The organism is Serratia sp. (in: enterobacteria) (assembly GCF_051654945.1).
GTDB lineage: Bacteria > Pseudomonadota > Gammaproteobacteria > Enterobacterales > Enterobacteriaceae > Chania.
The window spans coordinates 250,763-275,911 of sequence record NZ_JBOFZA010000118.1; the positions used below are offsets into that span (position 1 = coordinate 250,763).

22 protein-coding genes and 6 tRNA genes are annotated in these 25,149 nt (G+C 54.2%); 15 read left to right on the forward strand and 13 right to left on the reverse strand.

Annotated elements, in window-relative coordinates:
• The first annotated feature begins 268 nt into the window (after positions 1–268).
• Positions 269–1,516 carry an ion channel protein gene (locus ACRDCA_RS26515; RefSeq protein WP_438692177.1) on the forward strand — a complete coding sequence of 416 codons (1,248 nt, stop codon included), beginning with the start codon at positions 269–271 and terminating at the stop codon, positions 1,514–1,516.
• Here the strand turns inward: ACRDCA_RS26515 and ACRDCA_RS26520 are convergent.
• Both ACRDCA_RS26520 and ACRDCA_RS26525 read right to left on the reverse strand, forming a co-directional pair.
• Positions 1,513–2,205, reverse strand: coding sequence for an aspartate/glutamate racemase family protein (locus tag ACRDCA_RS26520; protein ID WP_438692178.1), 693 nt, complete (start codon positions 2,203–2,205; stop codon positions 1,513–1,515). The two genes, ACRDCA_RS26515 and ACRDCA_RS26520, sit on opposite strands and share 4 nt — an antisense overlap.
• A gap of 69 nt (positions 2,206–2,274) precedes the next feature.
• Positions 2,275–2,733: a multidrug/biocide efflux PACE transporter gene (locus ACRDCA_RS26525; RefSeq protein ID WP_438692179.1), complete on the reverse strand. Its 459-nt coding sequence runs from the start codon at positions 2,731–2,733 to the stop codon at positions 2,275–2,277.
• 99 nt (positions 2,734–2,832) lie between these two features.
• Between ACRDCA_RS26525 and ACRDCA_RS26530 the strand changes: the two genes are divergently transcribed.
• On the forward strand, positions 2,833–3,723 hold the full coding sequence (locus tag ACRDCA_RS26530) for a LysR family transcriptional regulator (RefSeq protein ID WP_438692180.1): 891 nt from the start codon (positions 2,833–2,835) through the stop codon (positions 3,721–3,723).
• On the opposite strand, the gene ACRDCA_RS26535 is transcribed toward ACRDCA_RS26530, so the two are convergent.
• Entirely contained in the window at positions 3,699–5,360 is a 1,662-nt protein-coding gene (locus ACRDCA_RS26535) for an alpha-keto acid decarboxylase family protein (RefSeq protein ID WP_438692181.1), read from the reverse strand. The two genes, ACRDCA_RS26530 and ACRDCA_RS26535, sit on opposite strands and share 25 nt — an antisense overlap.
• Between ACRDCA_RS26535 and ACRDCA_RS26540 the strand changes: the two genes are divergently transcribed.
• From ACRDCA_RS26540 to ACRDCA_RS26550, 3 genes are all read left to right on the forward strand, one after another.
• Positions 5,359–5,514 carry a hypothetical protein gene (locus ACRDCA_RS26540; protein ID WP_438692182.1) on the forward strand — a complete coding sequence of 52 codons (156 nt, stop codon included), beginning with the start codon at positions 5,359–5,361 and terminating at the stop codon, positions 5,512–5,514. The genes ACRDCA_RS26535 and ACRDCA_RS26540 overlap by 2 nt on opposite strands.
• 91 nt (positions 5,515–5,605) lie before the next feature.
• Positions 5,606–6,595 carry an L-glyceraldehyde 3-phosphate reductase gene (mgrA, locus tag ACRDCA_RS26545; protein WP_438692183.1) on the forward strand — a complete coding sequence of 330 codons (990 nt, stop codon included), beginning with the start codon at positions 5,606–5,608 and terminating at the stop codon, positions 6,593–6,595.
• Between the two features lie 256 nt (positions 6,596–6,851).
• Positions 6,852–7,238, forward strand: coding sequence for a DUF2502 domain-containing protein (locus ACRDCA_RS26550; RefSeq protein WP_438692184.1), 387 nt, complete (start codon positions 6,852–6,854; stop codon positions 7,236–7,238).
• 174 nt (positions 7,239–7,412) lie between these two features.
• Here ACRDCA_RS26550 and ACRDCA_RS26555 read toward each other — a convergent pair whose 3' ends face one another.
• Both ACRDCA_RS26555 and ACRDCA_RS26560 read right to left on the reverse strand, forming a co-directional pair.
• Positions 7,413–8,651, reverse strand: a complete 1,239-nt coding sequence (locus ACRDCA_RS26555; protein WP_438692185.1) for an Nramp family divalent metal transporter — start codon at positions 8,649–8,651, stop codon at positions 7,413–7,415.
• Complete coding sequence (locus ACRDCA_RS26560; RefSeq protein ID WP_438692186.1) at positions 8,629–8,802, reverse strand: hypothetical protein; 174 nt, start codon at positions 8,800–8,802, stop codon at positions 8,629–8,631. Before ACRDCA_RS26560 ends, ACRDCA_RS26555 begins: the two co-directional genes overlap by 23 nt.
• Before the next feature lie 229 nt (positions 8,803–9,031).
• Between ACRDCA_RS26560 and ACRDCA_RS26565 the strand changes: the two genes are divergently transcribed.
• The 5 genes from ACRDCA_RS26565 to ACRDCA_RS26585 all read left to right on the forward strand — a co-directional run bounded on the left by ACRDCA_RS26565 (position 9,032) and on the right by ACRDCA_RS26585 (position 15,275).
• Positions 9,032–10,219 (forward strand): NupC/NupG family nucleoside CNT transporter, encoded by a 1,188-nt coding sequence (locus ACRDCA_RS26565; protein WP_025122641.1) that lies wholly within the window; start codon positions 9,032–9,034, stop codon positions 10,217–10,219.
• Positions 10,220–10,403: 184 nt separating this feature from the next.
• Positions 10,404–11,171: an IclR family transcriptional regulator gene (locus tag ACRDCA_RS26570; RefSeq protein WP_438692187.1), complete on the forward strand. Its 768-nt coding sequence runs from the start codon at positions 10,404–10,406 to the stop codon at positions 11,169–11,171.
• A 239-nt stretch (positions 11,172–11,410) separates the two neighbouring features.
• Positions 11,411–12,310 carry a dihydrodipicolinate synthase family protein gene (locus tag ACRDCA_RS26575; protein ID WP_438692188.1) on the forward strand — a complete coding sequence of 300 codons (900 nt, stop codon included), beginning with the start codon at positions 11,411–11,413 and terminating at the stop codon, positions 12,308–12,310.
• Positions 12,311–12,328: 18 nt separating this feature from the next.
• The gene (locus ACRDCA_RS26580; protein WP_438692189.1) at positions 12,329–13,639 is read left to right on the forward strand and encodes an MFS transporter; all 1,311 of its coding nucleotides are present in this window, start codon (positions 12,329–12,331) and stop codon (positions 13,637–13,639) included.
• A gap of 40 nt (positions 13,640–13,679) precedes the next feature.
• Complete coding sequence (locus ACRDCA_RS26585) at positions 13,680–15,275, forward strand: UxaA family hydrolase (protein ID WP_438692190.1); 1,596 nt, start codon at positions 13,680–13,682, stop codon at positions 15,273–15,275.
• A 53-nt stretch (positions 15,276–15,328) separates the two neighbouring features.
• On the opposite strand, the gene ACRDCA_RS26590 is transcribed toward ACRDCA_RS26585, so the two are convergent.
• The 3 genes from ACRDCA_RS26590 to gltX all read right to left on the reverse strand — a co-directional run bounded on the left by ACRDCA_RS26590 (position 15,329) and on the right by gltX (position 17,179).
• Positions 15,329–15,404, reverse strand: a tRNA-Ala gene (locus ACRDCA_RS26590).
• A 63-nt stretch (positions 15,405–15,467) separates the two neighbouring features.
• Positions 15,468–15,543: transfer RNA gene (locus tag ACRDCA_RS26595), tRNA-Ala, on the reverse strand.
• A gap of 220 nt (positions 15,544–15,763) precedes the next feature.
• On the reverse strand, positions 15,764–17,179 hold the full coding sequence (gltX, locus tag ACRDCA_RS26600; RefSeq protein ID WP_438692191.1) for a glutamate--tRNA ligase: 1,416 nt from the start codon (positions 17,177–17,179) through the stop codon (positions 15,764–15,766).
• Between the two features lie 283 nt (positions 17,180–17,462).
• Here gltX and ACRDCA_RS26605 point away from each other — a divergent pair.
• The 4 genes from ACRDCA_RS26605 (at position 17,463) to ACRDCA_RS26620 (ending at position 17,870) form a co-directional block, all read left to right on the forward strand.
• A tRNA-Val gene (locus tag ACRDCA_RS26605) sits at positions 17,463–17,538 on the forward strand.
• A gap of 34 nt (positions 17,539–17,572) precedes the next feature.
• Positions 17,573–17,648, forward strand: a tRNA-Val gene (locus ACRDCA_RS26610).
• A 38-nt stretch (positions 17,649–17,686) separates the two neighbouring features.
• Positions 17,687–17,762: transfer RNA gene (locus ACRDCA_RS26615), tRNA-Val, on the forward strand.
• Between the two features lie 32 nt (positions 17,763–17,794).
• Positions 17,795–17,870, forward strand: a tRNA-Lys gene (locus ACRDCA_RS26620).
• A 378-nt stretch (positions 17,871–18,248) separates the two neighbouring features.
• Here ACRDCA_RS26620 and dhbA read toward each other — a convergent pair.
• Genes dhbA through ACRDCA_RS26640 form a run of 4 tightly spaced genes read right to left on the reverse strand, consistent with a single transcriptional unit; the run spans position 18,249 to position 22,712 of the window.
• Positions 18,249–19,007, reverse strand: a complete 759-nt coding sequence (gene dhbA / locus ACRDCA_RS26625; RefSeq protein ID WP_438692508.1) for a 2,3-dihydro-2,3-dihydroxybenzoate dehydrogenase — start codon at positions 19,005–19,007, stop codon at positions 18,249–18,251.
• The gene (locus ACRDCA_RS26630; RefSeq protein ID WP_438692192.1) at positions 19,007–19,861 is read right to left on the reverse strand and encodes an isochorismatase family protein; all 855 of its coding nucleotides are present in this window, start codon (positions 19,859–19,861) and stop codon (positions 19,007–19,009) included. The genes dhbA and ACRDCA_RS26630 overlap by 1 nt, the downstream gene beginning before the upstream one ends.
• Before the next feature lie 3 nt (positions 19,862–19,864).
• A complete protein-coding gene (locus ACRDCA_RS26635; protein WP_438692193.1) occupies positions 19,865–21,493 on the reverse strand; it encodes a (2,3-dihydroxybenzoyl)adenylate synthase in 1,629 nt (542 codons plus the stop codon).
• A gap of 10 nt (positions 21,494–21,503) precedes the next feature.
• Positions 21,504–22,712 carry an isochorismate synthase gene (locus ACRDCA_RS26640; protein ID WP_438692194.1) on the reverse strand — a complete coding sequence of 403 codons (1,209 nt, stop codon included), beginning with the start codon at positions 22,710–22,712 and terminating at the stop codon, positions 21,504–21,506.
• A gap of 193 nt (positions 22,713–22,905) precedes the next feature.
• On the opposite strand from ACRDCA_RS26640, the gene fepB reads away from it, so the two are divergent.
• A complete protein-coding gene (gene fepB / locus ACRDCA_RS26645) occupies positions 22,906–23,865 on the forward strand; it encodes a Fe2+-enterobactin ABC transporter substrate-binding protein (RefSeq protein WP_438692195.1) in 960 nt (319 codons plus the stop codon).
• Here fepB and entS read toward each other — a convergent pair.
• Positions 23,852–25,120, reverse strand: a complete 1,269-nt coding sequence (gene entS, locus ACRDCA_RS26650) for an enterobactin transporter EntS (protein WP_438692196.1) — start codon at positions 25,118–25,120, stop codon at positions 23,852–23,854. The two genes, fepB and entS, sit on opposite strands and share 14 nt — an antisense overlap.
• Between the last annotated feature and the right edge of the window lie 29 nt (positions 25,121–25,149).

Sequence of the window (25,149 nt, forward strand, 5' to 3'; positions counted from 1 at the left end):
CAATCAGCATTCTGCGGCCCACTGCTCAATAGCGATCCAGATCACAAAAATCGTTTCAGCCAGCACACTTTTCACCGATTTATACCGGCGGTTACAGATTGGCGCAAAAAACGTGAGATAAAACCACTGGCGTGTAACCGGGCATTAGCGAAATCGCTGCGTTGGCGCTATATACTATGCAAACCATTTCTTCCGGTGCCTGGCGATCCTGCTGGCGCTACTCTTTATTTTCCCTGTCAATCAGGGACGCTACGACAAGGGATCCTGCATGCTGCATCCGCGCGCCAATGCTATGTTGGCTTTCGCCCTGCCCGCGATCGTTATCGGTTCAGCCTCCAGCCTGATACTTATCCTGCTGATGGAAAGTGCCAACGTATTGCAGGATCTGCTGTGGACTCGCCTTCCTGACCTGCTCAATATCGATAGCCACTCTCCCTGGTGGACCATCGGTATGCTGACACTCACCGGCATCGCCGTTGGGCTGATCGTACGCTACGTGCCGGGCCACGCCGGCCCAGATCCGGCCACCGAGTCGATGATTGGCAAGCCTTTGCCGCTGGCCGCCGTTCCTGGGCTGGCGTTAGCCTTGATGGTCGGTCTGGCGGGCGGCGTCAGTTTGGGGCCAGAGAATCCGATCACCGCCATCAATATCGCCTTGGTGGTCGCACTGGGTGCCAGGCTGTTACCCAAGGTGCCGAGAATGGATTGGATCATTCTTGCCGCCGCCGGCACCATTGGTGCGATGTTTGGCACACCGGTTGCTGCCGCCCTGATTTTCTCGCAAATGCTGGGAGGAAATAACGAGGTTCCGCTGTGGGATCGGCTGTTCGCACCGCTGATGGCCGCCGCTGCCGGGGCCGTCACCACCGATATGTTCTTTACCCCGGATTTTACCTTGCAGCTCGACCCTTACACGGTAACCCGGCTGCGCGATATCTTCAGCGGCTCGATCGTGGCGTTGATCGCCATTGCCCTCGGAATGGTGGCAGTCTGGTGCTTCCCGCGTATTCACCGGATGTTCCATTCGCTGAAAAATCCGGTATTGATGCTCGGGCTAGGTGGCCTGCTGCTAGGCATTCTTGGGGTGATTGGGGGTAACATTACCTTGTTCAAAGGGTTGGATGAGATGAAACTGTTGGTGGTCGGCGATAGTTTCACCACCAGCCAACTGCTGGTGATCACGCTGACCAAGCTGGCGGCGCTGGTGGTGGCAGCGGCGTGCGGATTCCGTGGCGGGCGTATTTTCCCGGCGGTATTTATCGGTGTCGCCCTGGGGTTGATGCTACATCAGCATGTACCGGCGGTGCCGGCAGCCATCACCGTTTCCTGCGCCATTATGGGGTTGGTATTGGTGGTCACTCGTGACGGTTGGCTAAGCCTGTTTATGGCCGTAGCTGTGGTGCCGGAACTGCACCTGCTACCGGTGCTGTGTATCGTGATGTTGCCCGCCTGGCTGGTGCTGGCGGGCAAGCCTTTGATGCTGGTAGTCAAATACCAGCCTCCGCACGAGGATTAAGCTAACGCATACGCAGCTGCTGCGTGCGCATGAATGGCCGTGGTGTCGAATACCGGCACTGCGGCATCTTGTGCGCTCACCAACAGGCCGATCTCGGTGCAGCCAAAGATGATCCCCTCAGCGCCCTGCTGTACCAGCTTGGCAATGATCCGGCGGTATTCGGCGCGGGAGGCATCCACGATCTTGCCCAGGCACAGCTCTTCATAAATGATGCGGTGGACAATTTCGCGATCGGCGGCATCCGGGGTAACCACTTCGATAGCAAAATTATCCTGCAAACGCCCACGGTAAAAATCCTGCTCCATGGTAAAACGCGTGCCGAGCAAACCGATGCGGCGGATATTTTGTTGTTGTACCTGCAATGCCGTGGCATCGGCAATGTGGATCAGCGGCAGGCCACTGGCTTGCTCTACCGCATCCGCCACCTTATGCATGGTATTGGTACAAATCACGATGGCCTCGGCACCGGCAGCACGCAGCGAAGCAGCGGCCTCTGCCAGCAAACGACCGGCACCTTCCCAATCCCCTTGGTGCTGCAAGCGTTCCACCTCATGAAAATCCACGCTATAGAGCACGATTTTGGCCGAATGCAGGCCGCCCAGGCGCTGTTTCACCTGCTCGTTGATCATTCGGTAGTAGGGGATGGTGGATTCCCAACTCATGCCGCCCAATAATCCCAACACTTTCATCCGGTTCTCCTTGGCTGTGACGATCTATCACCCAGACATTACCCGAGAACGCCCTGACTGACGACGCAATTATTTACTGCGCGAGCTGCTGGCCTGAGCCTGACGCGGTGCAAACCAACGCTGGCGCAGGGTATCGTAGGCCCAGTTATACGCCATGGTATAGGGCAGGAAGAACAGGAAGAAACCGATCTCCAACACAAAGGCCTGCCACAGCGAAATATTGAGCATCCACGCCGCGATCGGCAGGCCAATCAGCACGAACCCGGCTTCAAAACCAAAGGCGTGACCAATACGCACTTTCAGCGTTTTAGCCACGCGACTCACCGGCCACAGCCGATCAAAGATCGAGTTATAGACGATGTTCCACAGCATGGCGACGGTAGATAACATGATTGCCAGCGTTCCGACCTGCGCCATGGAGCGGTTAATCAGCCACGATCCTATAGGGGCACAGATCATCACGGCGATAGCTTCGAACCCCACGGCGTGAACGATACGCTCAGCCAACGACTTGTTTTGCAATTGCATACTTCACCTGCTTTATGTTCATTAGTGAAAAAGTCAGGTGATTATCATCGTTTTTTTGCGTAGATTAAAAATAGGATCCATCGATAAAGTAGATATATCATGCGCTATTCCCCAGAAGCTCTGCTGGCCTTTGTTGAGGCCGCCGCGTTAGGCTCGTTTTCTGCCGCAGCACGTAAGCTGCGCAAAAGCCAGTCCACTATCAGTACCGCGATTGCCAACCTGGAGGCCGATCTTGGGTTGACGCTGTTCGATCGGCAGGCCCGCCAACCGGTATTGACGGAGGCTGGTCGCAAGGTGCTGGGCCACGTGCAGGAAATTCTCGCGGCCAGCGAGCGCCTGGATGCGCTGAGCATCCGCTTGGGGGACAATATCGAGCCGCGGCTGACCATCGTGTTTTCCGATACCTATCAGCCTAACCATCACGACAACCTGCTGAAACATTTCGAGCGGCGTTATCAGGATATCGAGCTGGAATGCATGATCGCCGAAGGGGAGGATGTGCTGGATCTGCTGCAGACTGGCCGTGCTCACCTGGGCATGCTGGAGGTACAAGCCACATATCCCCCAGAGATCGCCGTTGCCAGGCTGCCGGAACAGACCGAAATGGGATTGTTTGTTGCCCATGATCATCCGCTGACCGCTATACCGGTGCTCACTCAGGCACAGCTTGCCAGCAGCCGCCAACTTTACTTAAACACCTATACCAGCAATAACGCGCTCAAACCGCTCGGACGAGCGTGGTCGGCTCCCAGCTACCTGATGCTGTTGGAGATGGCGGAACAGGGAGCGGGTTGGGCAATACTGCCGCATTGGCTGGTCAAGCAGTACGGCCATCAACGTCTGACAGAACTGAAAATGCGTGGCTGGCCACAAACCATCTCGGTCGATGCCGTATGGTCCAAGCTAACCCCGCCGGGACCGGCGGGGCTGTGGTTATTGGATCGCCTGTTGGAAAACGCCGCCGATCAAGCCGCCGCATTACGCGACTGAATGGCCCGTGATACGCTATCGAGCAGTTCAGGAATATCCATTTTCGGCAGCACTACCTCGATAAATGCCAGTTGCTCGCTGCCGCCAACCTCCCCCAGCGCCGCACGCAGTTGCTCAGGCTCGGTTACCCGCAGGCATTTCACCTGTTGATCGAGCGATAATGCCTGCGGTAGCCGCGTCCAGTTCCACTGTGCGATATCGTTATAACGTTGTTCAGGCCCGTGGATGGCCCGTTCTACGCTATATCCGTCATTATTCAGCAGGAAGATCACCGGCTTTTGCCCATCGCGCAGCATGCTGCCCAACTCCTGCACGGTAAGCTGGGCGGCTCCATCGCCAATCAGTAATACCACCCGGCGATGCGGTTCGGCAGTCTGGGCCCCAAACGCCGCCGGTAAGGTATAACCAATCGATCCCCACAACGACTGCACGATAAACCGGCACCCCTGTGGCAGCGTCAGCGACGCCGCACCAAAGCAGGCGGTGCCCTGCTCCGCAATCAGGATATCCCCCGGCTGCAAGAAGTCCTGAATCTGCTGCCAGAAAGCATGCTGATCCAGATTGTTGGCATCGGGAGCCGGCAGCGATGGCCGTTTGAACGCCGGTAATTGCCACTTATCGGCTAACGATAATGTCAGTTGGTGTAAGGCCTTCACCGCATCGCGCATCGGGATCTGGCTGAAAACCTGCTGGCCCACCCGTGCCTCGAACGGCTGAATATCGATACATTTATCCACGGGCAGGTTATGACTAAAACCGGCGGTGATAGTATCGGTGAAACGTACCCCGACGTTAATCACCACGTCGGCACCTTCAATCTGCTGCTTGATCTGCGGATCGCTGGCGGCGGCGGCATAGGTCCCGGTGAAGTAGGCATGGCTTTCATCCAACACGCTTTTGCCTAACAGCAGCGTGGAGTGGGGAATATTGACCTCATTCATCCAGTGTTCCAGCACCGGTTCGGCACCAAAACGCTCGGCCAGGAAATCTGCCAATAGCGAAACCCGCTGTGCGGACTGCAATTTTTGCCGCGCGGCGGCGATAAAGGCCTGTAGGGAAACGTCAGAGAGGTTGGGCTGACGCAATACCAAAGGTGCCGGGCGCGAAGTCAACGGCGCTTCGGCAACGTCACTTGGCAACAGCAGGTACACCGGGCGGCGCTCGTACAATGCAGTCGTCAATAGGCGATCGATTTCCGCTTCGGCATTGCTGGCCGTCAGGCTGGCCTGCGCGATGGTGACCTCTTTCGCCATGCGGGCGAAATGTCCGAAGTCGCCATCCCCTAAAGAATGATGCAGTAAATCCCCGGCACGTTGAGCGCGCAAAGCCGGAGCGCCAACAATGTGGATCACCGGCAGGTATTCGGCATAGCTGCCAGCAATCCCGTTTACCGCACTTAGCTCACCCACGCCAAACGTGGTCAGTAATGCCGCAGCCGGTTTGCAGCGCGCATAGCCATCGGCAGCATAGGCGGCGTTAAGCTCGTTGGCACAGCCTACCCAGGTTATCTGTTGATGATCGATGACGTGATCGAGAAATTGCAGGTTGTAATCGCCTGGGACGCCGAAAAAATGTCGAATGCCAATCTGGGCTAGCCGATCGAGAAGGTAATCTGCCACCGTATAGTTCTTGCTCATGATGATCACCTATGCAACGGTAGAATTGTTAGCATTAAGTATTAGAGATGTTGGAAAAATTTCGAATTTTATCGGCAAGAGAGATTGGAAACCCCGCTTTACATCTGCGCACCAACGGCAGGCAGTAGAGGAAAATCATCAGCAGCTTGAATAAAATGACTGACAATTTGCGTGATCGGGCACTCTGACAGACCAAGTGGAAACGCATACACTGAATGTTATTTCCCGCCGTCGATGAGGATGTTATGGTTTATCAAGCTGAGCCTGCCCGCTACCAGAATATGGAATATCGCCGCTGCGGCCGCAGTGGGCTGCAACTTCCGGCCGTGTCACTCGGTCTGTGGCACAACTTTGGCGATAGCACGCTGTATGACAATGCGCGCAGCCTGGTGCATCGCGCCTTCGATCTTGGCATTACCCACTTCGACCTGGCCAATAACTATGGGCCACCGCCGGGTTCCGCCGAGGAGAATTTTGGCCGCATTTTGCATCAGGATCTCCAGCCTTATCGCGATGAGCTGATCATCTCTTCCAAGGCGGGCTACACCATGTGGCCTGGCCCATATGGTGACTGGGGGTCGAAGAAATACCTGGTCGCCAGCCTGAACCAAAGCCTGCAACGCATGCGGCTCGACTATGTGGATGTTTTCTACCATCACCGCCCCGATCCGGATACGCCGCTGGAAGAAACCATGGGGGCGCTGGATTTGTTAGTCCGCCAAGGGAAAGCGCTGTATGTCGGGTTATCGAATTACCCGGCCGAGCGAGCGCGCCAGGCCTTTGCCATCTTGCAACAGCTCGGCACCCCTTGCGTGATCCACCAGCCAAAATACTCGATGTTTGAACGCTGGGTAGAGCCCGAGTTGCTGGATACGCTGGAAGAGCATGGCGTAGGCTCCATCGCCTTCTCACCGCTGGCCGGCGGCATGTTGACCGACCGCTATCTGCAAGGCATTCCGCCAGATTCCCGCGCTGCCAGCGGCAGCCGTTCGCTCACCCCAGAGCAGATTACCGAAGCGAAACTGCAGAAGGTTCGCCTGCTGAACGCGCTGGCAGAACAGCGCGGACAGAAACTCTCGCAGATGGCATTGGCCTGGGTATTGCGTAACGATCGCATTACTTCCGTATTGATCGGTGCCAGCAAAGTCAGCCAGATCGAAGATGCGGTGGGCATGTTGGCCAACCGTAAGTTCAATGCAGAAGAGATCGCCAAGATTGAGCAGGTCCTGATGTAATCGCTTACAGACCGCCGGTGGCTGGCCGGCGTTTTTTTGACCTGACGCTTCAGATAACTCCCAATCCCCCTTGCTCTCCACGGCTTTCAGAATTCCCCCAAAGGCGTGAACGCCCCACGGCGCTACTATCCCCAGATAATTACCTCATGGATTTGACGCATGGCGTTAAACAACGAGGAATAACCATAATTTAGCGTGGCCAGAACCTATACCGATGAACGTGCTTCATTATCGGTACCCGGCCAAGGAGTCCTGCATGTTTAAACCTCTGATTACCACAGCCCTGCTGGCGGTGCTTTTTATGCCCATAGCCCATGCCAGCAGCGTTAATATCGATTTGCTGCCAGGTGTTTCGTTGCAGATTGGTGACCAGGATAAACGTGGAAATTACTGGGACGGTTACGACTGGCGCGACCGTGACTGGTGGTATGGCCATCAGGGGCGTGATTTAGGAGAGCGCAGCCGCCGGGGTTACTATTGGGATGGCTATCGCTGGCGTGACCGTGATTACTGGCACAAAAATTATTACTACCATGACGGGCGCTATCGCAAGGCCGATAAATACTATTACAAACAGTATAAAAAACAGCATCATAAAAACAAACATCATCACAAGCATCACCATCACGATCATGATGATTGACCCCTCACCCCACTCCCTCTCCCACCGGGAGAGGGAGCTGTCCGGAGTTTTTGATTGACCCGTGCGCCACTCCGGAACTCGGGTTATATAAGAAGAAAGGTGAGGTATTACGCGAGAAAATCAGCAAGCTCGATCGGTCCCCTCTCCCACAGGGCTGAGTGAGGGGTAACGCAATCAAAACAGGCTGCTGACCAGCAGATAGCCATTTAGCCCAACGACCACCAGCACAATCAGTTTGCCAACATTCTGGATCAGGCGGCTGTTGACCATCTCCCCCATCAGTTCACGGTTGCCGGTAAACGCCAGCAGCGGCACCAACGCCAGAGCAATACCAAAGCTCAACAGCACCTGGCTCAGCACCAGAATACGTGTGGCATCCATCCCCAGCATGATGACAATAAACGACGGCATCATAGTGATCACCCGCCGTACCCAGATGGGAATATAGAAGCGGACAAACCCTTGCATCACCACCTGCCCTGCCAAGGTACCCACCACGGTAGAAGAGAGGCCCGCAGCCACCAGACTCAGGCCAAAGATGGTAGCCGCCGCATTACCTAGTAACGGTTGCAACGTCAGATAGGCTTGGTCGAGATCGGTAATACCGCTGTGGCCGTTGAAATGAAACGCCGCCGCGGCGGTGGCCATCATCGCCAGGTTAACAAAACCGGCAATGGTCATGGCGATCGCGACGTCCAGCTTGGTGGCCGAATAACGTGCGGCTTTGGAGTCTTTACCCCCGGTCTGCGTCAGCGAGGAGTGCAGATAGATCACATGTGGCATGATGGTTGCCCCCAACACCCCCGCAGCGAGAAACACCGCATCACCATTCGGTAAATCCGGGATCGCCATCCCTCTGAGCAAGCCGCTCAGCTGCGGCTGAGAAAAGACCAGTTCCACAATATAGGCCATCGCCACAAACAGCAGCAGGCCGCCAATCACCAATTCCAGTGGCTTCTCACCGCGCTTTTGCAGCATCAGGATCAGGAAGGTGGCAATACCGGTGAGGACCGCGCCTTCCAGCAGCGTAACGCCCAGCAGCAGTTTGAAACCAATCGCCGCACCGATAAACTCGGCCAGATCGGTGGCCATTGCGATAATCTCCGCCTGTACCCAATAGGCCCAGACAGCCGGGCGCGGGAAGCGATCGCGGATATGTTCGGCGAGGTTTTTGCCGGTAGCAATACCGAGTTTGGCAGACAGCAGCTGGATCAGCATCGCCATGACGTTGGCCCACACCACCACCCACAGCAGCGTGTAGCCGAAAGAAGCGCCGGCTTGAATATTAGTGGCAAAGTTACCGGGGTCGATATAGCCGATGGCCGCGATAAACGCAGGCCCCATCAAAGAAAGTTTGATCTTCCTGGACGGGCGGCTGGAGGTAGAATTGTTAACCGCGCGACTGTTCAGCATAGCGAAAACCCTTACTAATTTTAAGCTCACCTTCATCTTTACTTAAATGATAATGATTATCAAGTGCATTTGCAGCGATAATGGTTATCTCTGCGATAGCCAAAAACGAAGGTTTTATCGAACAGATCGCATGAAATCCTGGCGTTTCCATCTACTCTAGATCACAAGGCGCAGAGCAGATCACGCTTGATAATAAAATTAGCACAAAAATGCCACGAATACGCATTTTTATTAACATCTTGATCTTTGGTGCTTTGCCGTCATAGTTTAGGACTATCTCCACTATGACTTTCCATATTTGCAATGAATGTCTCGTTTTTAAACTTGGCGTTACATAAAATGACAACCGAAATTCAGCCTGCCTCAAATTTGGAGCAAACATGTCCCATATTGCGCACTTTGCGTTAGCGTTAGTGGTGGTTGCGATCCTGGCCCTGTTAGTATGCCGCGATCGTAAAAGCATCCGCATCCGCTATGTTATTCAGTTGTTGGTTATTGAAGTGTTACTGGCCTACTTCTTCCTGAACTCGGAAGCCGGGTTAGGCTTTGTAAAAGGCTTTGCAGCAATGTTCGACAAGTTGCTCGGGTTTGCGGGGCAAGGGACTGATTTTGTGTTCGGCGGAATGGGTGACAAGGGTCTGGCCTTCTTCTTCCTGAAGGTCCTGTGCCCAATCGTGTTCATCTCTGCCCTGATCGGTATTCTGCAATACATCAAAGTGCTGCCGTTTATCATCCGCATCATCGGGACCGTGCTGTCTAAAGTGAACGGTATGGGCAAACTGGAATCCTTCAACGCCGTCAGTTCGTTGATCCTGGGCCAGTCTGAGAACTTCATTGCCTACAAAGATGTGCTGGGCAAGATGTCTGAAAAACGCATGTACACCATGGCCGCTACCGCGATGTCGACAGTTTCCATGTCCATCGTTGGCGCATACATGACCATGCTGGATGCCAAATATGTGGTGGCGGCGCTGGTACTGAACATGTTCAGCACCTTTATCGTCCTGTCACTGGTCAACCCTTACGACACCAGTAAAGAAGAAGAGCTGCACCTCGGCAATCTGCACGAAGGCCAAAGCTTCTTTGAAATGCTGGGCGAATACATTCTGGCCGGCTTCAAGGTGGCGATTATCGTTGCCGCGATGCTGATTGGCTTTATCGCTCTGATTGCCGCGCTTAACGGCCTGTTCAGCGCCGTCCTCGGCCTGAGCTTCCAGGATCTGCTGGGCTACTTCTTCTATCCGTTTGCCTGGATCCTTGGCGTGCCTAAGCACGAAGCGTTGCAGGTTGGCAGCATCATGGCGACCAAACTGGTTTCCAACGAGTTTGTGGCCATGATGGAACTGCAGAAAATCGGTGCTGAGCTGTCTCCACGCAGCATGGGTATTCTGTCCGTGTTCCTGGTGTCCTTCGCCAACTTCTCTTCTATCGGTATCGTTGCTGGTGCGATTAAAGGGTTGAACGAGCATCAGGGCAACGTGGTTTCACGCTTCGGCCTGAAGCTGGTTTACGGCTCTACCCTGGTCAGCCTGCTGTCAGCAGCCATCGCAGGCCTGGTTCTGGGCTAACAGCTTGAGGATCGACAGGTTTTAGTCTTAAGACGCCCGATGAAGTTTATCGGGCGTTTTTTATTGGCGGCCCCGTCGTCCTTGCCCGCATAGCCCCCATAAAAACACTGGAATTTCATTGGTATATGCTGTGTAATGGCATTGCCCGATTGCCGTTGATGATCCTGGACTTGCTGAGATAAAAATGGATACATTGCATAAACCTACCGAGCGCGTGTTGTTGATATTGGAAACTCTGGCAAACGATGAGGGAATGACACTCTCCGCCTTGGCATCTAGAACCGGTATTTCCAAAGGGACAATATTCCCCATTCTCAAATCGCTCCTCTCACGCAAGTATATTAATCATAACGAAAAAACCGGACTGTATACGCTCGGTATCTCCTGTGCAGTCCTGGCCAGTGCCACTTTTGAAAAAGAGTATTGGCTCAGGATGATCAACGCCGAAATGCGCAACGTCGTGAGCGCCTGCAATGAAGTTTGCCAGATGGGCGTGCTGGATGGGGCCCATGTGCTTTATATCGATAAAATCCAGGGCGAGCAGACCGTGCAACTGGTCTCCAAAATAGGTACCCGACTGCCAGCCATTTTTTCCGCGCTGGGCAAGGCGATGCTGTCCCAAAGCACGGATGAAGAGATTATGGCGCTGTATCCGCATGGGTTTACCCCTGTCACGTCACGCAGCGTGCCAAACGCTCAGAAATTACGTGAGCAGCTCAATGATGTCGTTATCAAAGGCTATGCCATGGACGACAGGGAAATTAACCAAGACACGGTATGTTTTGCCGTCCCGCTGCAGCAAAGAGGGCGGATGTTAGCGGCGATCAGCGTTTCTCTGCCTTACTTTAGAGCCACTCAGGAAAAGAATGAGCAAGTTTTAGCGTCCCTGATGCTGGCACGGCAAAAAATAGAAAACACCCTGGATAAATTACCCGAGATAAGCAATTTCTGAGTTACCCCCGAGCATTCCCGCCGCAAAAAGCGTCATGAAACTTGTGATGCTGCACACAATATACGCATTTAATCATCGATAAATACCCGGATACTGGGTTTAAAAACTGCATATCCAACTGATATTTAATAAAAAAAACCACAAACCAGGGTTAATTGACATCTTTTTAATCACATGCTTTTCTATGTCAAATTCGTAAATAAGAACAACGTTTGTATATACGAACAACAAGGAGACCTATGAAAAGCAGTTACCTTACCCCAGTAGTGACGGTATTTGACGATCGCGGGCGGCTCGATCCTGAGCAAAACCAGCGTCTGTACGATTACATCAAGGGTTATGTCACCGGATTTGTGGTGATGGGCAGCACCGGCGAATTTTTCTCGCTGGATATGAAGCTCTCCAAGCAGCTCATTCAGTTGGCAGCGGAATTTGATCGTGGCAGCATGAAGGCCTATGCCGGTGCGAGCAGAATGGCGATTGCCGAATCTGTCGAACTTGCCAACTACGCTCAGGAGAATGGCCTGGACGGCGTCATGATCATCAGCCCCTATTACTTCCGGCTTTCTGATGAGAGTATTTACGCCTATTACAGTGAGATAGCCCGTCAGACAACGGCCAAGATCTTCATTTATAATTTCCCCGATCGAACAGGATACTCGATAACGCCCGAGGTTTGCCTGAGATTAGCCGACCGTTATCCTAATATTGTGGGCCTGAAGGATACGATCCCAGATACCGCACACACCGCTCAGGTGATCGGTAAAATCAAGTCCAGGATCCCCCATTTCGAGGTCTATGCCGGCTATGACAATAACTTTGCCCACAACGTGTTATCAGGGGGTGACGGCTGCATTGGCGGGCTTTCCAATATCTGCCCAGAGGTTTTCCAGGCATGGATGGCCGCGTTTGACCGCAACGATCTCGCAGCGGTCGCCACGTATCAAAGAAAAGTCGATGGCTTGATGGATATTTATAACGTCAACGACCCCTTCATTCCCACCTTCAAGAAAACGCTGCAACTGCGTGGCGTGATTGATTCGGTATATTGCACTCCCCCATTCAATGAGCTGCAAGATACACAGACGGAAGAGATTTTAAAAATATTTTCCCGCGCCGATATTAATCTACCACGTTAATTCCATTACGGAGGATTTATGAATACGCTTGCTGCTTATGATAATCCTGAACTGAACTCTGCGATAAAAAAGTCGTGGAAACGCTTAGTGCCATTAATGTTTATTCTGTACTTTATCGCCTTTCTTGATCGGGTCAACGTGGGGTTTGCCAAAGAGGCGATGCAGGTTGATATCGGTCTGTCAAACTCTGCATTTGCTCTTGGGGCTGGCATTTTCTTTGCGGCCTATGCCCTGTTTGGCATTCCCGCCAACCTGATCCTGAATAAAATTGGCGCGCAAAAATGGTTAAGCATCACCACGGTATTCTGGGGCGTGCTGTCTGCGCTGACGGGCCTGGTGCAAACTGAAACACAGTTTATCGTTTTGCGTTTTTTATTGGGGCTGGGGGAAGCGGGTTTCTATCCCGGCATTCTATTACTGGCTTCCATTTATTTTCCTAACAAGGTCAGAGCTTCGGTCGTCGGTATCTTTGTGCTTGGCGTTCCCCTCGCCCTCACGCTTGGTTCCCCCCTTTCTGGCGCCTTATTGGAAATGCACGGTTTCCTGGGAAAACCGGGTTGGTTCTGGATGTTCTTTATTGAGGGGCTACCGGCCGTATTCATGGGGATTTTTGCCTGGTTTTATCTGGATGACTCACCGGCAAAAGCGCGCTTCCTCAGCGCCAGCGAAAAGAAAGCCCTGATAGATCAATTGACTCTGGAGCAACAGCAAACCGAAACCAGCAGCGTAACAACGGCGCTGAAAAGCATCAAAGTTTGGCATCTGGCGCTGATCTACGGCACGATCCAAATCAGTGTCTATGGCTTGATGTTCTTCTTGCCTTCACAAGTGGCAACGCTGATGGGATCGACCTTAGGGTTTAAGGAGTCGCTGGTGGCAGCTATTCCCTGGGCCTGTTCAGCCGTAGGCGTTTATTACATTCCGCGCCTGTCAGACAAAATGCCTACCCGACGGGTCAGTATTTCCGTCAGCTGTATGGTGGCTGCAGCCATTGGCTTGGCGGTGTCCGCCTATGCCGGGCCCGTCCTGGCGATAGCCGCGTTGTCTCTGTCAGCCATTGGTTTTCTTTCGGTCCAACCTATTTTCTGGACCTTCCCACCGCAGATCGTCTCGGGTTCAGCATTGGCTGCCTGTATCGGTTTCTGTACCACCATGGGGGCCTTCTGTAGCTTCCTGGCGCCATTGATCCGCGTCGAAGTGGATAAATGGTTTAACAGCGATACCGCTGGGCTGTTGGCATTGTCGTTAATCACGGTGTGTTGCGCATTATTGATCGCCGCTCTGGCCAAAAGAAAAAACGTAGAGGCGGTTGCGCTGCAACATCATTAATCCCTGCTTAAGCGGTCACAAAATAATAAAGGATCATCGTATGCAGACCATCTTGAAAATTGACCCTACAGATAATCTTATTGTTGCCCTGAAAGATTTAAAGAAGGACCAACGGGTCACCTGGGATCAGCAAGAATATATTTTAAACAGCGATGTTAAAGCCAAGCATAAATTTGCCACTCAGGACGTCGCAGTAGGGGACATTGTTTCCCTGTATGGTGTGCCGGTCGGTAAAGCCACCAGGCCAATCGCCAAAGGGGATGCCGTTACCACCGACAATATCAGCCATTATGCGGCGCCGGTCACTCTGGAAGATGAGACGACATACCACTTCGAAAACCCGGATATTTCGGCCTGGCAGAACCTTACGTTTCGCGGCATCGTGCGTGACGATGGCCGGGTTGGCACGGCGAATTATTGGCTGGTGCTGCCGTTGGTATTTTGTCAAAACCGCAACGTGCAAAAAGTCACGGATGCCATGAATGAAGCATTAGGCTACAGCAATAATAACCTCAAGAACTTTGCCCATCAGATTGCTTCCGGTAGCGGTAATTCCCCGGAGGTTTCACGGCCCTTCCCCCATTTGGACGGGGTCCGCTGTATTACCGTGACCTCCGGTTGCGGCGGCGCTACCTCAGACAGTATGACCATGTGTGAGGTATTGGCTGCCTATGCGGATCACCCTAATGTGATGGGAGTGACCGTATTTGCATTGGGCTGTGAAAAGGCACGGATTGTCGATTTTCAGCAGGCACTAAAGCAGCGCAATCCGGCGTTCGACAAACCGGTTATCTACTTCAAGCAGCAGGAGTGGAGCAGCGAAGAGAAAATGATGCAGGATGCGTTAACCTCGACCTACCACCTCATCCGGGACGCGCCAATCGTGGAACGGGTGGATGTTCCGCTCTCCAGACTGAAGATCGGGGTTAAATGCGGAGCTTCCGACGGTTTTTCAGGGATCAGCGCCAACCCGGCCATGGGGGTGGTATCTGACCGGCTGATTGCCCTTGGCGGAGCTTCAGGGTTAGCTGAGTTCCCGGAACTGTGCGGTGCCGAAGGCGATATTGTCAGACGCTGCGTCAGCCTGCCGTTGAAAGAGAAGTTTCTTGCATTGATGCAACGTTACGAGGCCGTGGCCAACTTCTTTGATACGTCGATTGCGGACAACCCCAGCCCTGGCAATATTGCCGATGGTTTGATCACGGATGCAATTAAATCTGCGGGTGCAGCCAAGAAAGGAGGCCGGGCACCGATCACTGCGGTATGTGATTATGCCGAGCCCATGCCGGATACCGGGCTTTCACTGGTCTGTACTCCCGGGAACGATGTCGATGCAGTTACCGGGCTAGTGGCCGCAGGCTGTAACGTCGTGATCTTCTCTACCGGACTGGGAACGCCGACCGGTAACCCGATCGTGCCGGTATTAAAAATTTCGACCAATTCAGCGATTGCAGCAAGGATGCCTGACGTCATTGATTATGACTGCGGCGGCGTGATTGAAGGTCAGCCACTGTCCTCGATTGCCGATGGCCTGTTTACCAAAGTTATCGAAACCGCCAGTGGGAGTTACCAGGTGAAGGCCGATCGGTTGGAACAGTATGATTTTATGCTGTGGAAACGTTCATTGGATCTCTAGCCAAGAGAGGGTGAACAGCAAAAAGCCGACCCTAAGGTCGGCTTTTCAAATGGTGGTGGAGCTAGACGGGATCGAACCGTCGACCTCTTGCATGCCATGCAAGCGCTCTCCCAGCTGAGCTATAGCCCCACAAAAGTGGTACGCGTTAACCGTGCGTTACGGTATTCCCCCAACCTTCCTGAGATAAAAGGTTGGTGGAGCTAGACGGGATCGAACCGTCGACCTCTTGCATGCCATGCAAGCGCTCTCCCAGCTGAGCTATAGCCCCAATCCACAAACACAAAATCCTGTGAACGGGGCGCATAATATGAAACCCCAGAAACCCTGTCAACGGCTAAATTGAATTCCTCGATCAAGCGCTGAAAAAGCCGCCAAATCAGCGCGTTTAATGCTAAAAAACCGCCGCTTTGGGCAGAAAATAAACCAGCTATAAAAAAGCCCCGCGAATCGCTTCGCAGGGCTTTATCGGTTTATTTAACCGTTAGGGGTCAAGCTTGGGCTTCACGCTCGGCAATATAGGCCAACGCCTGGTCAATACGTTTGAGGGAACGAGCCTGGCCGATAGCATGTACGGTAACGTCCATACCCGGCGACTGACCAGCGCCAGTGACCGCGACACGCAATGGCATCCCTACCTTGCCCATACCTACGCCCAACTCGTCTGCGGTGCCCTGAATGGCATCGTGTACGTTTTCTGGCGTCCAGTTGGTAATGGCGGCCAGTTTAGCGCGTACGGCCTCCAACGGCTGGCGTGCGACCGGGCGCAGGTGTTTCTTCGCCGCATCGGCGTCAAACTCGCTGAAGTCCTGATAGAAGTAATGGCAGGATTCCGCCATTTCCTTCAGCGTTTTACAACGCTCGCCCAGCAGCTTGACCAGATCTTTCAGCTCTGGGCCGTTACGGGTTTCAATCCCCTGCTGCTCAACGTGCCATGCCAGATATACTGCTACTTCTTCCGCTGGCATGTGGTTGATATAGTGATGGTTTAACCATTGCAGCTTTTCGGTGTTGAAGGCACTGGCAGATTTATTGATCGCATCCAGGGTGAAGAACTCTTTCATCTCATCAATAGAGAAGATTTCCTGATCGCCATGGGACCAACCCAGACGCACCAGATAGTTCAGCAACGCCTGCGGCAGATAGCCGTCATCACGATATTGCATTACGCCAACGGCACCGTGGCGTTTAGACAGTTTTTTACCGTCATCACCCAGGATCATCGATACGTGAGCATATTCTGGCACCGGTGCACCCAGCGCTTTCAGGATATTGATCTGACGTGGCGTGTTGTTGATGTGGTCTTCGCCACGGATCACGTGGGTGATTTCCATGTCCCAGTCATCGATCACGACACAGAAGTTATAGGTTGGTGCACCGTCGGTACGGCGAATGATCAGATCGTCCAGTTCCTGATTGCTGAATTCGATCGGGCCACGGATTTTATCGTCGAAAATGACCGAGCCTTCCTGCGGGTTACGGAAACGTACCACGTGTGGCTCGTCGGCCGTATGGCTGCACTGGCTATCGCGGCAATGGCCGTCATAGCGTGGCTTCTCGCCATTTTCCATTTGCTTCTCGCGCAGCGCTTCCAGGCGTTCTTTCGAGCAATAGCATTTATAGGCCGTTCCCTGTTGCAGCATGTCATCAATCACCGCGTTGTAGCGATCGAAACGCTTGGTCTGGAAGTACGGGCCCTCATCCCAATCCAGGTTTAACCAGTTCATGCCATCCATAATTGCGTCGATAGCCTCCTGGGTGGAACGTTCGAGATCGGTATCTTCGATACGCAACACAAACTCACCACCGGAATGGCGGCTGAACAACCAGGAATAGAGCGCAGTACGGGCGCCGCCGACGTGTAGATAGCCGGTTGGGCTTGGGGCGAAACGGGTTTTGATTTTCATTGGGTTCACTGCCTTATTACGCAACGCGTGTCAGCGGAGTGCCGACGATTGCTCGGAATTTAAAATAGTGGGCGACATTCTACCACTCCATGCTAATTCCTCAACGCCGACACGCGAATGGCCTGTGGGCTTTGCGGCCCGTTCCGCATGATAATGTGCAAAGAATGGTCATGGCCGACGATAAATATCGCATCCTGTCTAAATTTGCGGCGAACGATTGAAATCATTTTAAAAACCGTTGACTCACTTTCAACTATCCCTATAATGCGACTCCAACAAGACTGGGTGATTAGCTCAGTTGGTAGAGCATCTCCTTTACACGGAGGGGGTCGGCGGTTCGAGCCCGTCATCACCCACCATCTTGTTAACGCAGTAAGAAATGAGAACGAATGAGGGTGATTAGCTCAGTTGGTAGAGCATCTCCTTTACACGGAGGGGGTCGGCGGTTCGAGCCCGTCATCACCCACCATCATTCTCTCGTTTAGCAGTACCTGGAAGTCCTGAAGTGGGTGATTAGCTCAGTTGGTAGAGCATCTCCTTTACACGGAGGGGGTCGGCGGTTCGAGCCCGTCATCACCCACCATTTCAGCTTCAACAAGCAGTACACCACTTTGTGGGTCGTTAGCTCAGTTGGTAGAGCAGTTGACTTTTAATCAATTGGTCGCAGGTTCGAATCCTGCACGACCCACCACCATTCAGAAAAAGGCGCCTTTTGGCGCCTTTTTCGCATATATAACTCCCCACCATCGTACTGTCTCCCCTACCACATACGCAACGAAGGGTCGTGTGGGTGAGAACCTGCGTTCAGGTTCGAGTCTCGCTTGCGAGACAACGGCGGCGGCCGGTCATCCTGCACGACCCACCGTACGGGTGCCTGATGCACGCACCTTCGTCTTTTGACCTACCTATTCAAGCCAAGGTGATATCTCCCTCACCCTAACCCTCTCCCCAAGGAGAGGGAACAGTCCGTGCCAAAGATTAACTTCTGAGCCTAATATCAGCATCGGTCCCCAAAAACAAAAAGGGAGCCCAACTTGGCTCCCTGCGGTTTCAAAACATCGGCAACAACTCAAGCCGCCAGCGTCGCCCCACCATCAATCACAATATCCTGCATCGTGATATGGCTAGCCCGGTCGGATGCCAGGAACAGGATCGCATCGGCAATCTCCTGCGGCTGGGCAATCTTGCCTAACGGGATACCCAACTTAAACTGTTCGGGGAAACCTTTGATCATATTGCTTTCGCCGTGTTCGTCCTGCCACATGCCACGCAGCATCGGCGTATTTGTCGAACCAGGAGAAACCAGGTTACTGCGCACGCCGTAAGGTGCCATCTCCAGCCCGACAGTTTGACACAGGCTGCGCATAGCGGCCTTGGAGGCACAGTAAGCCGCCATGCCAACGCGTGGTACATGGGCCGCGTTAGAGGCGATGCTAACGATAGCCCCCTGCTGCTGGCGGCGGAAAACCGGCAAGGTATGGCGGAACAGGTTAAATGCCCCACCGGCGTTCACCGCCATGCAGGCCATCCAATCCGCATTGCTGGTTTCATCGGTCAGCCCCATGCGCAATACGCCAGCCCCATTGACCAACACGTCCAACCGCTCATGCTCCGCCAACAAACGTTGGCAAACGCTATCTACCGCATCAGCATCAGTAATATCCAGCACTTCGGTGCGGAACGGGTAGTCCAGATCGCTGAAATGCAGATCGAAACCGATCACTTCGGCTCCGTGCTGGGCAAATGCCAGCGCGGTTTGATAACCAATCCCCGCCCCGGCACCGGTTACCCAAACGCGTTTGCCGCTAAATTCCAGTTCGCCAGCCATCATGCTCTCCTTTCAGAAAGCAGCGCCCACCAGCTATCGATGGTCGGTGATTTGGCCAATGCGATAAAATCGATATCTTCACGAATTTTACGCCAGCGGGTGGCCAACTCCATGATACGCACCGAATCCAGACCGTAATCGATCAGGTTTTCGTCATTACCAATGTCTTCGCTATCTTCATCGAGCAGCGGGATAATTTGCTGGCGCAGCACGTCAATGCTGGCAATGCCAGGCAGCAGATCGGCAGTCGTCACCACGCGGCCACAACGCCCGGCGGTATAGCGCAGCGCCATCAGATGTTCCTCGCGGGAGAAATCCGCCAGACCATCGGCTACCATAAACGGTTTGATATTACGCATAAAGGCATCAATTGCCGTGGTCATACAGCCGATATGTGCGTACACGCCACAGATAATCAGTTGATCGCGTCCGCTTTCCTGCAAGATCTCTTGCAGTGGAGAGCGATGGAAGGCGCTATAACGCCATTTCACCAACACCGTATCGTCCGCATCTGGTGCCAGTGCGCTGACCACCGCCTGCTGTTCAGGGTGCTTATTCAGCCCCGGCCCCCACATATCATTGAGCAAGGCACGGTCTTCATCACTTTGCTGATTAGGCTGCGCGGTATAAAACACCGGGATGCCCTGTTGTTTGCAGTAGCGGCGCAGAGCCGCGATGTTCTCAACGACCTGTTTGATCAGCGGGCTGTCTTCACCCCAGAAATTGAGGAAATATTGCTGCATGTCGTGGATCAACAGTGCCGCGCGCTGTGGTTCGAAGGCCCAGCTCACCTTGTTAACCGGCAGTTCACTCGACGCTGGCAACGCATAATCGTTAAGTTTAGGGATCGCCATGACTTATTCTCCTGTGGCCTGAGCCAGTTGTTGTGCTTCCAGACGTTCACGCAGCAGTTTTTTATCGACTTTGCCGACCGGGGTTAGCGGCAGTGACTCAACCTGAATAAAGCGGTCGGGCAATTTAAATTCGGCCACGCCCTGCTCACGCAGGTGGCGGCGCAGTACCACGGGTTTGACGGCCTCGTGCGCGATCACGAAGGCGCAGCTTTTTTCACCCATCAGCGCATCCGGCATCGACACCAGGGCGGCGTTAATCACCGCAGGGTGGCGCAGCAGCAGGTTTTCAATCTCTTCTGCGGCAATCTTTTCACCACCGCGGTTGATTTGGTCTTTCTGCCGTCCTTGCACCTGGACATAGCCGTCCGCCGTCAGGCTGATCAGATCGCCAGAACAGTAGAAACCGTGCTCGTCAAAAGCTTCGGCATTGTGCTCCGGGCTTTGGTAATAGCCACGGAAGGTGTAGGGCCCGCGCGTCATCAGGCGGCCAGTCTCTCCCACCGGTAGCGGGTTGCCCTGCTCATCAGCCACCCATAACTCGTCGTCCGGACACATTGGCGTGCCTTGGGTAGTGAGAACGTGTTGATCGTCATCATCCAGCAGCGTGTAGTTCACCAGCCCTTCGGCCATGCCGAACACCTGCTGCAACTGGCAACCGATCTCATTGCGTATCCGAGCTGCCAGGGTTTCCCCCAGTTTGGCTCCACCAACCTGCAACAGCGTCAGGCTGGCCAACGGTTGATTGCTGCCCCACTCTTCAATCGCCTGTAGCCACAGGGTAACGGCTGGCGGCACCAGCGCGGTGACCGTGATCTGATGTTGTTCAATCAGCTTGAAGCATTGAGCCGCGGCAGGATCGCTGGCAAACACCACCAACCCGGCACCATAGAACACCCCTAACACTCCCGGAGAACTCATCGGATAGTTGTGAGCCACCGGCAAGGCACACAGGTAGCGGGTAGCGCTGTCAAAGCGGCAAATCTCCACGCTGCGGCGAATGCTGTAGTAATAATCGTTATGGGTGCGCGGGATCAGCTTCGGCGTCCCGGTGCTGCCACCGGATAACTGGAAAAATGCCACTTGGTCGGCAGCCGTTGGTGCCGGTTCAAAAGCACCCAGTTCCTCTTCCAGCCAGGCGGCCAACGCTTGTTCACCTTCGGCCTGATTACGCAGCCCGACCACTCGCAGCGAGGAATGCTGTTCCCTGAAGGTATCCAGGAACTGATCCTGCACGAACAGGGCATGATCGCGATCGGCAATCAACAGCGCAGGCTTGATTTGGCTGGCATAGGCGTTCAGTTCGCTGCGCTGATGGCTGAACAAGGCGTTCACCGGCACCACACCAATTTTCAGCAGGGCAAAGAACACCACATAGAATTCAACCACGTTGCCAAGCTGTACCAGCGCGGTATCGCCGGATTGCAGCCCACGCCGTAACAGGGCGGCGGCCAGACGATCGGAAAGCTGCTCCATCTGGCGGTAACTTAAGCTGCGCTGCGCGTCAATCATGGCAATAGCGTCATTGTCTGCCTGACGAGACAAGATGTCGGTCAATGGCCGATCGATCCAATAGCCACGTTCGCGGTAACGGCGCGCGAGCGCTTCCGGCCAGGGGGTAAAAGCAATAGTCATGGGGAACTCTCTATCCTTGATTGAGGCCAAACGCACGCAGAATGGTGCTGAGTTTGGTGCCGGTTTCGTGCCATTCGGACTGCGGTGAGGAATCTTGTACGATGCCCGCACCAGCAAACAGGCGTACCTGATTACCCTTGACGGTACCGCAACGGATGGTAACGACCCACTCCCCGTTGCCTTCGGCATCACACCAGCCAACGATGCCGCCAAACAGCTGGCGATCAAATGGCTCAAGCTGTTCGATAAGATCCCGCGCTGCCAACGTTGGGGTACCGCACAATGCCGGCGTTGGGTGCAGCAGGCAGGCCAGCGACAGGGCATTTTCTGCCCGTTCGGCCACTTCTCCGTCGATTGGCGTCGAAAGATGCCATAACGTGGTGGTACTCAGCAGTTCGGGGATCGCAGGAATATGCAAATGACTGCAACGCCCAGCCAACACCTGACGCATGCCTTCGGTCACAATCTGATGTTCATAGCGATCTTTGCCGGAAAGCAGCAACTGCTCGCTGACTGCTCTATCCTGCTGTGGATCACTTTCGCGTCGTGCTGAACCTGCCAGCGGATTGGAATGGAACTGGTCGCCAAATTTACGCAGCAGCAGCTCCGGGCTGGCTCCCACCAGCGCCCCCTCTTCCAACGGCACGTGGAAATGAAAACCGTGAGGATTCTGGGCAATGATGCGCGTCATCAACGCTGCGTGGTCCACCGGCTTGCTGGTTTCAATATCCAACAGGCGAGCGAGCACCACCTTATCCAATTGATCGCCGGCCGTGGCCTGTACGGCATCGCTGACCATCTGCATAAACTGCGGCTGCGCTGGCAATTCAGTTTGGTGAACTATCTCGGGGATCGCTCCTGTCGCAGGTGCCAGATTGGCCAGCAGGGTTTCACGATCGAACCATTGCGTCTGTTGCGGGATAAACAGTGCCGAGGGTTGACGAGTATCGAACGGGATCGCGCCGCACAACAGCGGATCCTTGATGCCAGCCTTGCGGGCCTGCGTAAAGGCCTGCTGTATCGCCTGCTGAAATTGGCCTTGCAGATCATCGCCATCAACCGCTGGCAAAGTGATGCGGGCAAAGCATCCCTGGGTGCTCAGACTGCGAAAAGGCGAGGTAAAAAAGAAACCTGAAGTGGGTGATACGGTGGCGGACTGTGCCAGATCTACACCCTGTTGCAGGTCCTTTTGCGCAGCGCCCTTAACGGCTACGTCCATAGGTACTTCCTCTCGTTTCATCAATAATAACCAATATAATAATGATTATCATTTGTATTGCATCGCGATAAAGTACCTGCCAGAACTGAGCATGTCAATAAACGTAAGCTCTTCTGCTAAGCCACATTAAGGGGTAAACTTGCTGGCTTTAGACCAGTGAATAATTATCATTCAGATTAAAAGGATCTCATTGATGTCAATTTCCCTGCGGCTCAGCCTGGCGCTGTTTGGCCTGCTGACGCTGAGCGTGGCCCAAGCCGGGAGCCAAGCCTGGCCACGCAGTATCGAAACCTCGCACGGCGTTATTACCCTTAATCAACCACCGCAGCGTATCGTCTCCACCAGCGTGACGGTTACCGGTACACTCTTGGCGATCGACGCTCCGGTGATCGCCAGCGGAGCCACCAGCCCAAATAATCGCCTGTCGGATAAGCAAGGTTTTTTCCACCAGTGGGGAGAGATTGCAGCTAAACGTGGGGTGAAGCGGTTGTATATCGGTGAACCCAATGCCGAAGCAATTGCCGGTGAGGCACCGGATCTGATTATCATGTCTGCAACTGGGGCTGACTCTGCGGTGCGCCTGTACGATCAACTGTCGGCTATTGCTCCAGTGCTGGTCGTCAACTACGACGATAAAAGCTGGCAGGAACTGGCCGAAATACTCGGCGTCGCTACCGGCCATGAAGCGCAGGCGGAGAAGATCGTCAGCGAGTTTGATCGGCGGGAAAAAACGCTCAAGCAACAGATGACATTGCCACCACAGCCCATTACGGCACTGGTGTTTCGCGGCGATGGCAAGAACGCCAACCTGTGGACCGCCGAGTCGTCTCAGGGGCAACTGCTGCAACAGCTAGGCTTTACGCTGGCTACCTTACCGCCAAAACTCAACGCCAGCACCAGCCAAGGTGCGCGCAAAGATATTATTCAGCTCGGTGGTGAAAACCTGGCGGAAGGCCTGAATGGCCAGACGCTGTTGCTATTCGCCAACGATGAAAGCGACGCACAGCGGCTGATGAGCAACAGTTTCCTGGCTCATCTGCCTGCGGTGGAGAACAAGCGGGTTTATCCCCTGGGGAACGACACTTTCCGCCTGGATTATTACAGCGCCAGCAACTTGCTGACGCGTCTGGAACAGCTGTTTATTTCCCCGTAGCTTCGGCGGCGGGTTGGAGTTTTTCACTCTGCCCGCCCATGCTCACGTTGCGCAGGCTCCGCATGGCAAACGCCAGCACCACGGCCAGCAGCGCTGCACCAAAGCCGAAGCTGGTCGAACTCATCGCTGGCAGCATAAACGCCCCCATCGCGCCAAGCAGCAAGGCACCAAGCGCATCCCCCACCACATTCTGCGCGGTCCACAGGCCATTAATCCGGCCCAGAAACGCATCCGGCGTCAGGTTCTGTATCAAGCCATATTGCAGCAGGGAGTTCAGCGCGCTGAGGTAGCCAAACACGACCAGGCATAGCAGCGCCATGCTGTACCAAGGCATTAGCCCAAACAGCCCAATGGCGGCGAAAGCCGCTATCGCCGTTATCAACATCATCCAGCCCGGCCGTGCTACCTGAGCGACCCTGCCACTGGTAAATGCACCAATCGCCGCACCTAATGGCACCGCCGCATACATGATCCCCAGGCTCTGGGTGGTGACCTGCCACATGCCCGAGATGGCCGGATATAACACGCGAACCGCGCTGGCCATGGTCATCAGCGCGCCAATCAGCGCCACCATGCCAATCACTTTGTTCTGGAACAGGAAGGTGAAGCCACCGATCAACGCCCGCAACGGATGCTCACGCGGCTGAGGCGGCGGCGGTAACTGCGGCAGTTTGAGGAGCGGTATCAAGGTAATCAGAGTACCCAAGGCTGCCAGCGCATAGTTCCAACTGATACCGGCCCCGGCAATCACCAAACCACCAATAGCCGGTGACAGGATCGAGCCAAAGCGCACGGTCAGCATGCTGATGGCACCGGCCTGCACGATATTCTCACGGCCAACGATGGCTGGTGTCGCGGCCAGCAAGGCCGTTACCCCCACAGCACCAAAAAATCCGTCCCACACCGCTAGCAGATAAATGGCCGTCAACGACGGCGCAGGCAACGCAGCATTGAGGCACAGCCCCAGAAAACCCACGCCACAGGTTGAACGGGCGAACAGGATCAAACGACGGCGTTCATAGCGGTCAGCCAACACACCGCCCATCAGCAAACCGGCAAACATGCCGCTACCCGCCAGGGTCACCGCCAGCCCGACCAACAGGGTTGAACCGGTTAACGCCTGGATCTGCACCGGAATGGCGATCGCCATCAGGCCCAATGCCAGGATCGAAATAAACCGGGCGCAGAATACGGCACGAAACGCGGGGTTGGTCTTGAGCAGGCCAAAATCGAGCAAAATAGAGGGTTTATTCATTTTGTTATCACCACAACTTATATCCTTGA

Coding starts and splice junctions, on each gene's coding strand:
- ACRDCA_RS26520 (WP_438692178.1), bottom strand. CDS start 2,205: ATGAAAGTGTTGGGATTATTGGGCGGCATGAGTTGGGAATCCACCATC.
- ACRDCA_RS26535 (WP_438692181.1), bottom strand. CDS start 5,360: ATGAGCAAGAACTATACGGTGGCAGATTACCTTCTCGATCGGCTAGCC.
- ACRDCA_RS26565 (WP_025122641.1), top strand. CDS start 9,032: ATGTCCCATATTGCGCACTTTGCGTTAGCGTTAGTGGTGGTTGCGATC.
- ACRDCA_RS26530 (WP_438692180.1), top strand. CDS start 2,833: ATGCGCTATTCCCCAGAAGCTCTGCTGGCCTTTGTTGAGGCCGCCGCG.
- fepB (WP_438692195.1), top strand. CDS start 22,906: ATGTCAATTTCCCTGCGGCTCAGCCTGGCGCTGTTTGGCCTGCTGACG.
- ACRDCA_RS26570 (WP_438692187.1), top strand. CDS start 10,404: ATGGATACATTGCATAAACCTACCGAGCGCGTGTTGTTGATATTGGAA.
- mgrA (WP_438692183.1), top strand. CDS start 5,606: ATGGTTTATCAAGCTGAGCCTGCCCGCTACCAGAATATGGAATATCGC.
- ACRDCA_RS26555 (WP_438692185.1), bottom strand. CDS start 8,651: ATGCTGAACAGTCGCGCGGTTAACAATTCTACCTCCAGCCGCCCGTCC.
- ACRDCA_RS26635 (WP_438692193.1), bottom strand. CDS start 21,493: ATGACTATTGCTTTTACCCCCTGGCCGGAAGCGCTCGCGCGCCGTTAC.
- ACRDCA_RS26515 (WP_438692177.1), top strand. CDS start 269: ATGCTGCATCCGCGCGCCAATGCTATGTTGGCTTTCGCCCTGCCCGCG.
- ACRDCA_RS26630 (WP_438692192.1), bottom strand. CDS start 19,861: ATGGCGATCCCTAAACTTAACGATTATGCGTTGCCAGCGTCGAGTGAA.
- ACRDCA_RS26585 (WP_438692190.1), top strand. CDS start 13,680: ATGCAGACCATCTTGAAAATTGACCCTACAGATAATCTTATTGTTGCC.
- ACRDCA_RS26560 (WP_438692186.1), bottom strand. CDS start 8,802: ATGGAAACGCCAGGATTTCATGCGATCTGTTCGATAAAACCTTCGTTT.
- ACRDCA_RS26575 (WP_438692188.1), top strand. CDS start 11,411: ATGAAAAGCAGTTACCTTACCCCAGTAGTGACGGTATTTGACGATCGC.
- ACRDCA_RS26580 (WP_438692189.1), top strand. CDS start 12,329: ATGAATACGCTTGCTGCTTATGATAATCCTGAACTGAACTCTGCGATA.
- dhbA (WP_438692508.1), bottom strand. CDS start 19,007: ATGGCTGGCGAACTGGAATTTAGCGGCAAACGCGTTTGGGTAACCGGT.
- ACRDCA_RS26640 (WP_438692194.1), bottom strand. CDS start 22,712: ATGGACGTAGCCGTTAAGGGCGCTGCGCAAAAGGACCTGCAACAGGGT.
- ACRDCA_RS26550 (WP_438692184.1), top strand. CDS start 6,852: ATGTTTAAACCTCTGATTACCACAGCCCTGCTGGCGGTGCTTTTTATG.
- ACRDCA_RS26540 (WP_438692182.1), top strand. CDS start 5,359: ATGATGATCACCTATGCAACGGTAGAATTGTTAGCATTAAGTATTAGA.
- gltX (WP_438692191.1), bottom strand. CDS start 17,179: ATGAAAATCAAAACCCGTTTCGCCCCAAGCCCAACCGGCTATCTACAC.
- entS (WP_438692196.1), bottom strand. CDS start 25,120: ATGAATAAACCCTCTATTTTGCTCGATTTTGGCCTGCTCAAGACCAAC.
- ACRDCA_RS26525 (WP_438692179.1), bottom strand. CDS start 2,733: ATGCAATTGCAAAACAAGTCGTTGGCTGAGCGTATCGTTCACGCCGTG.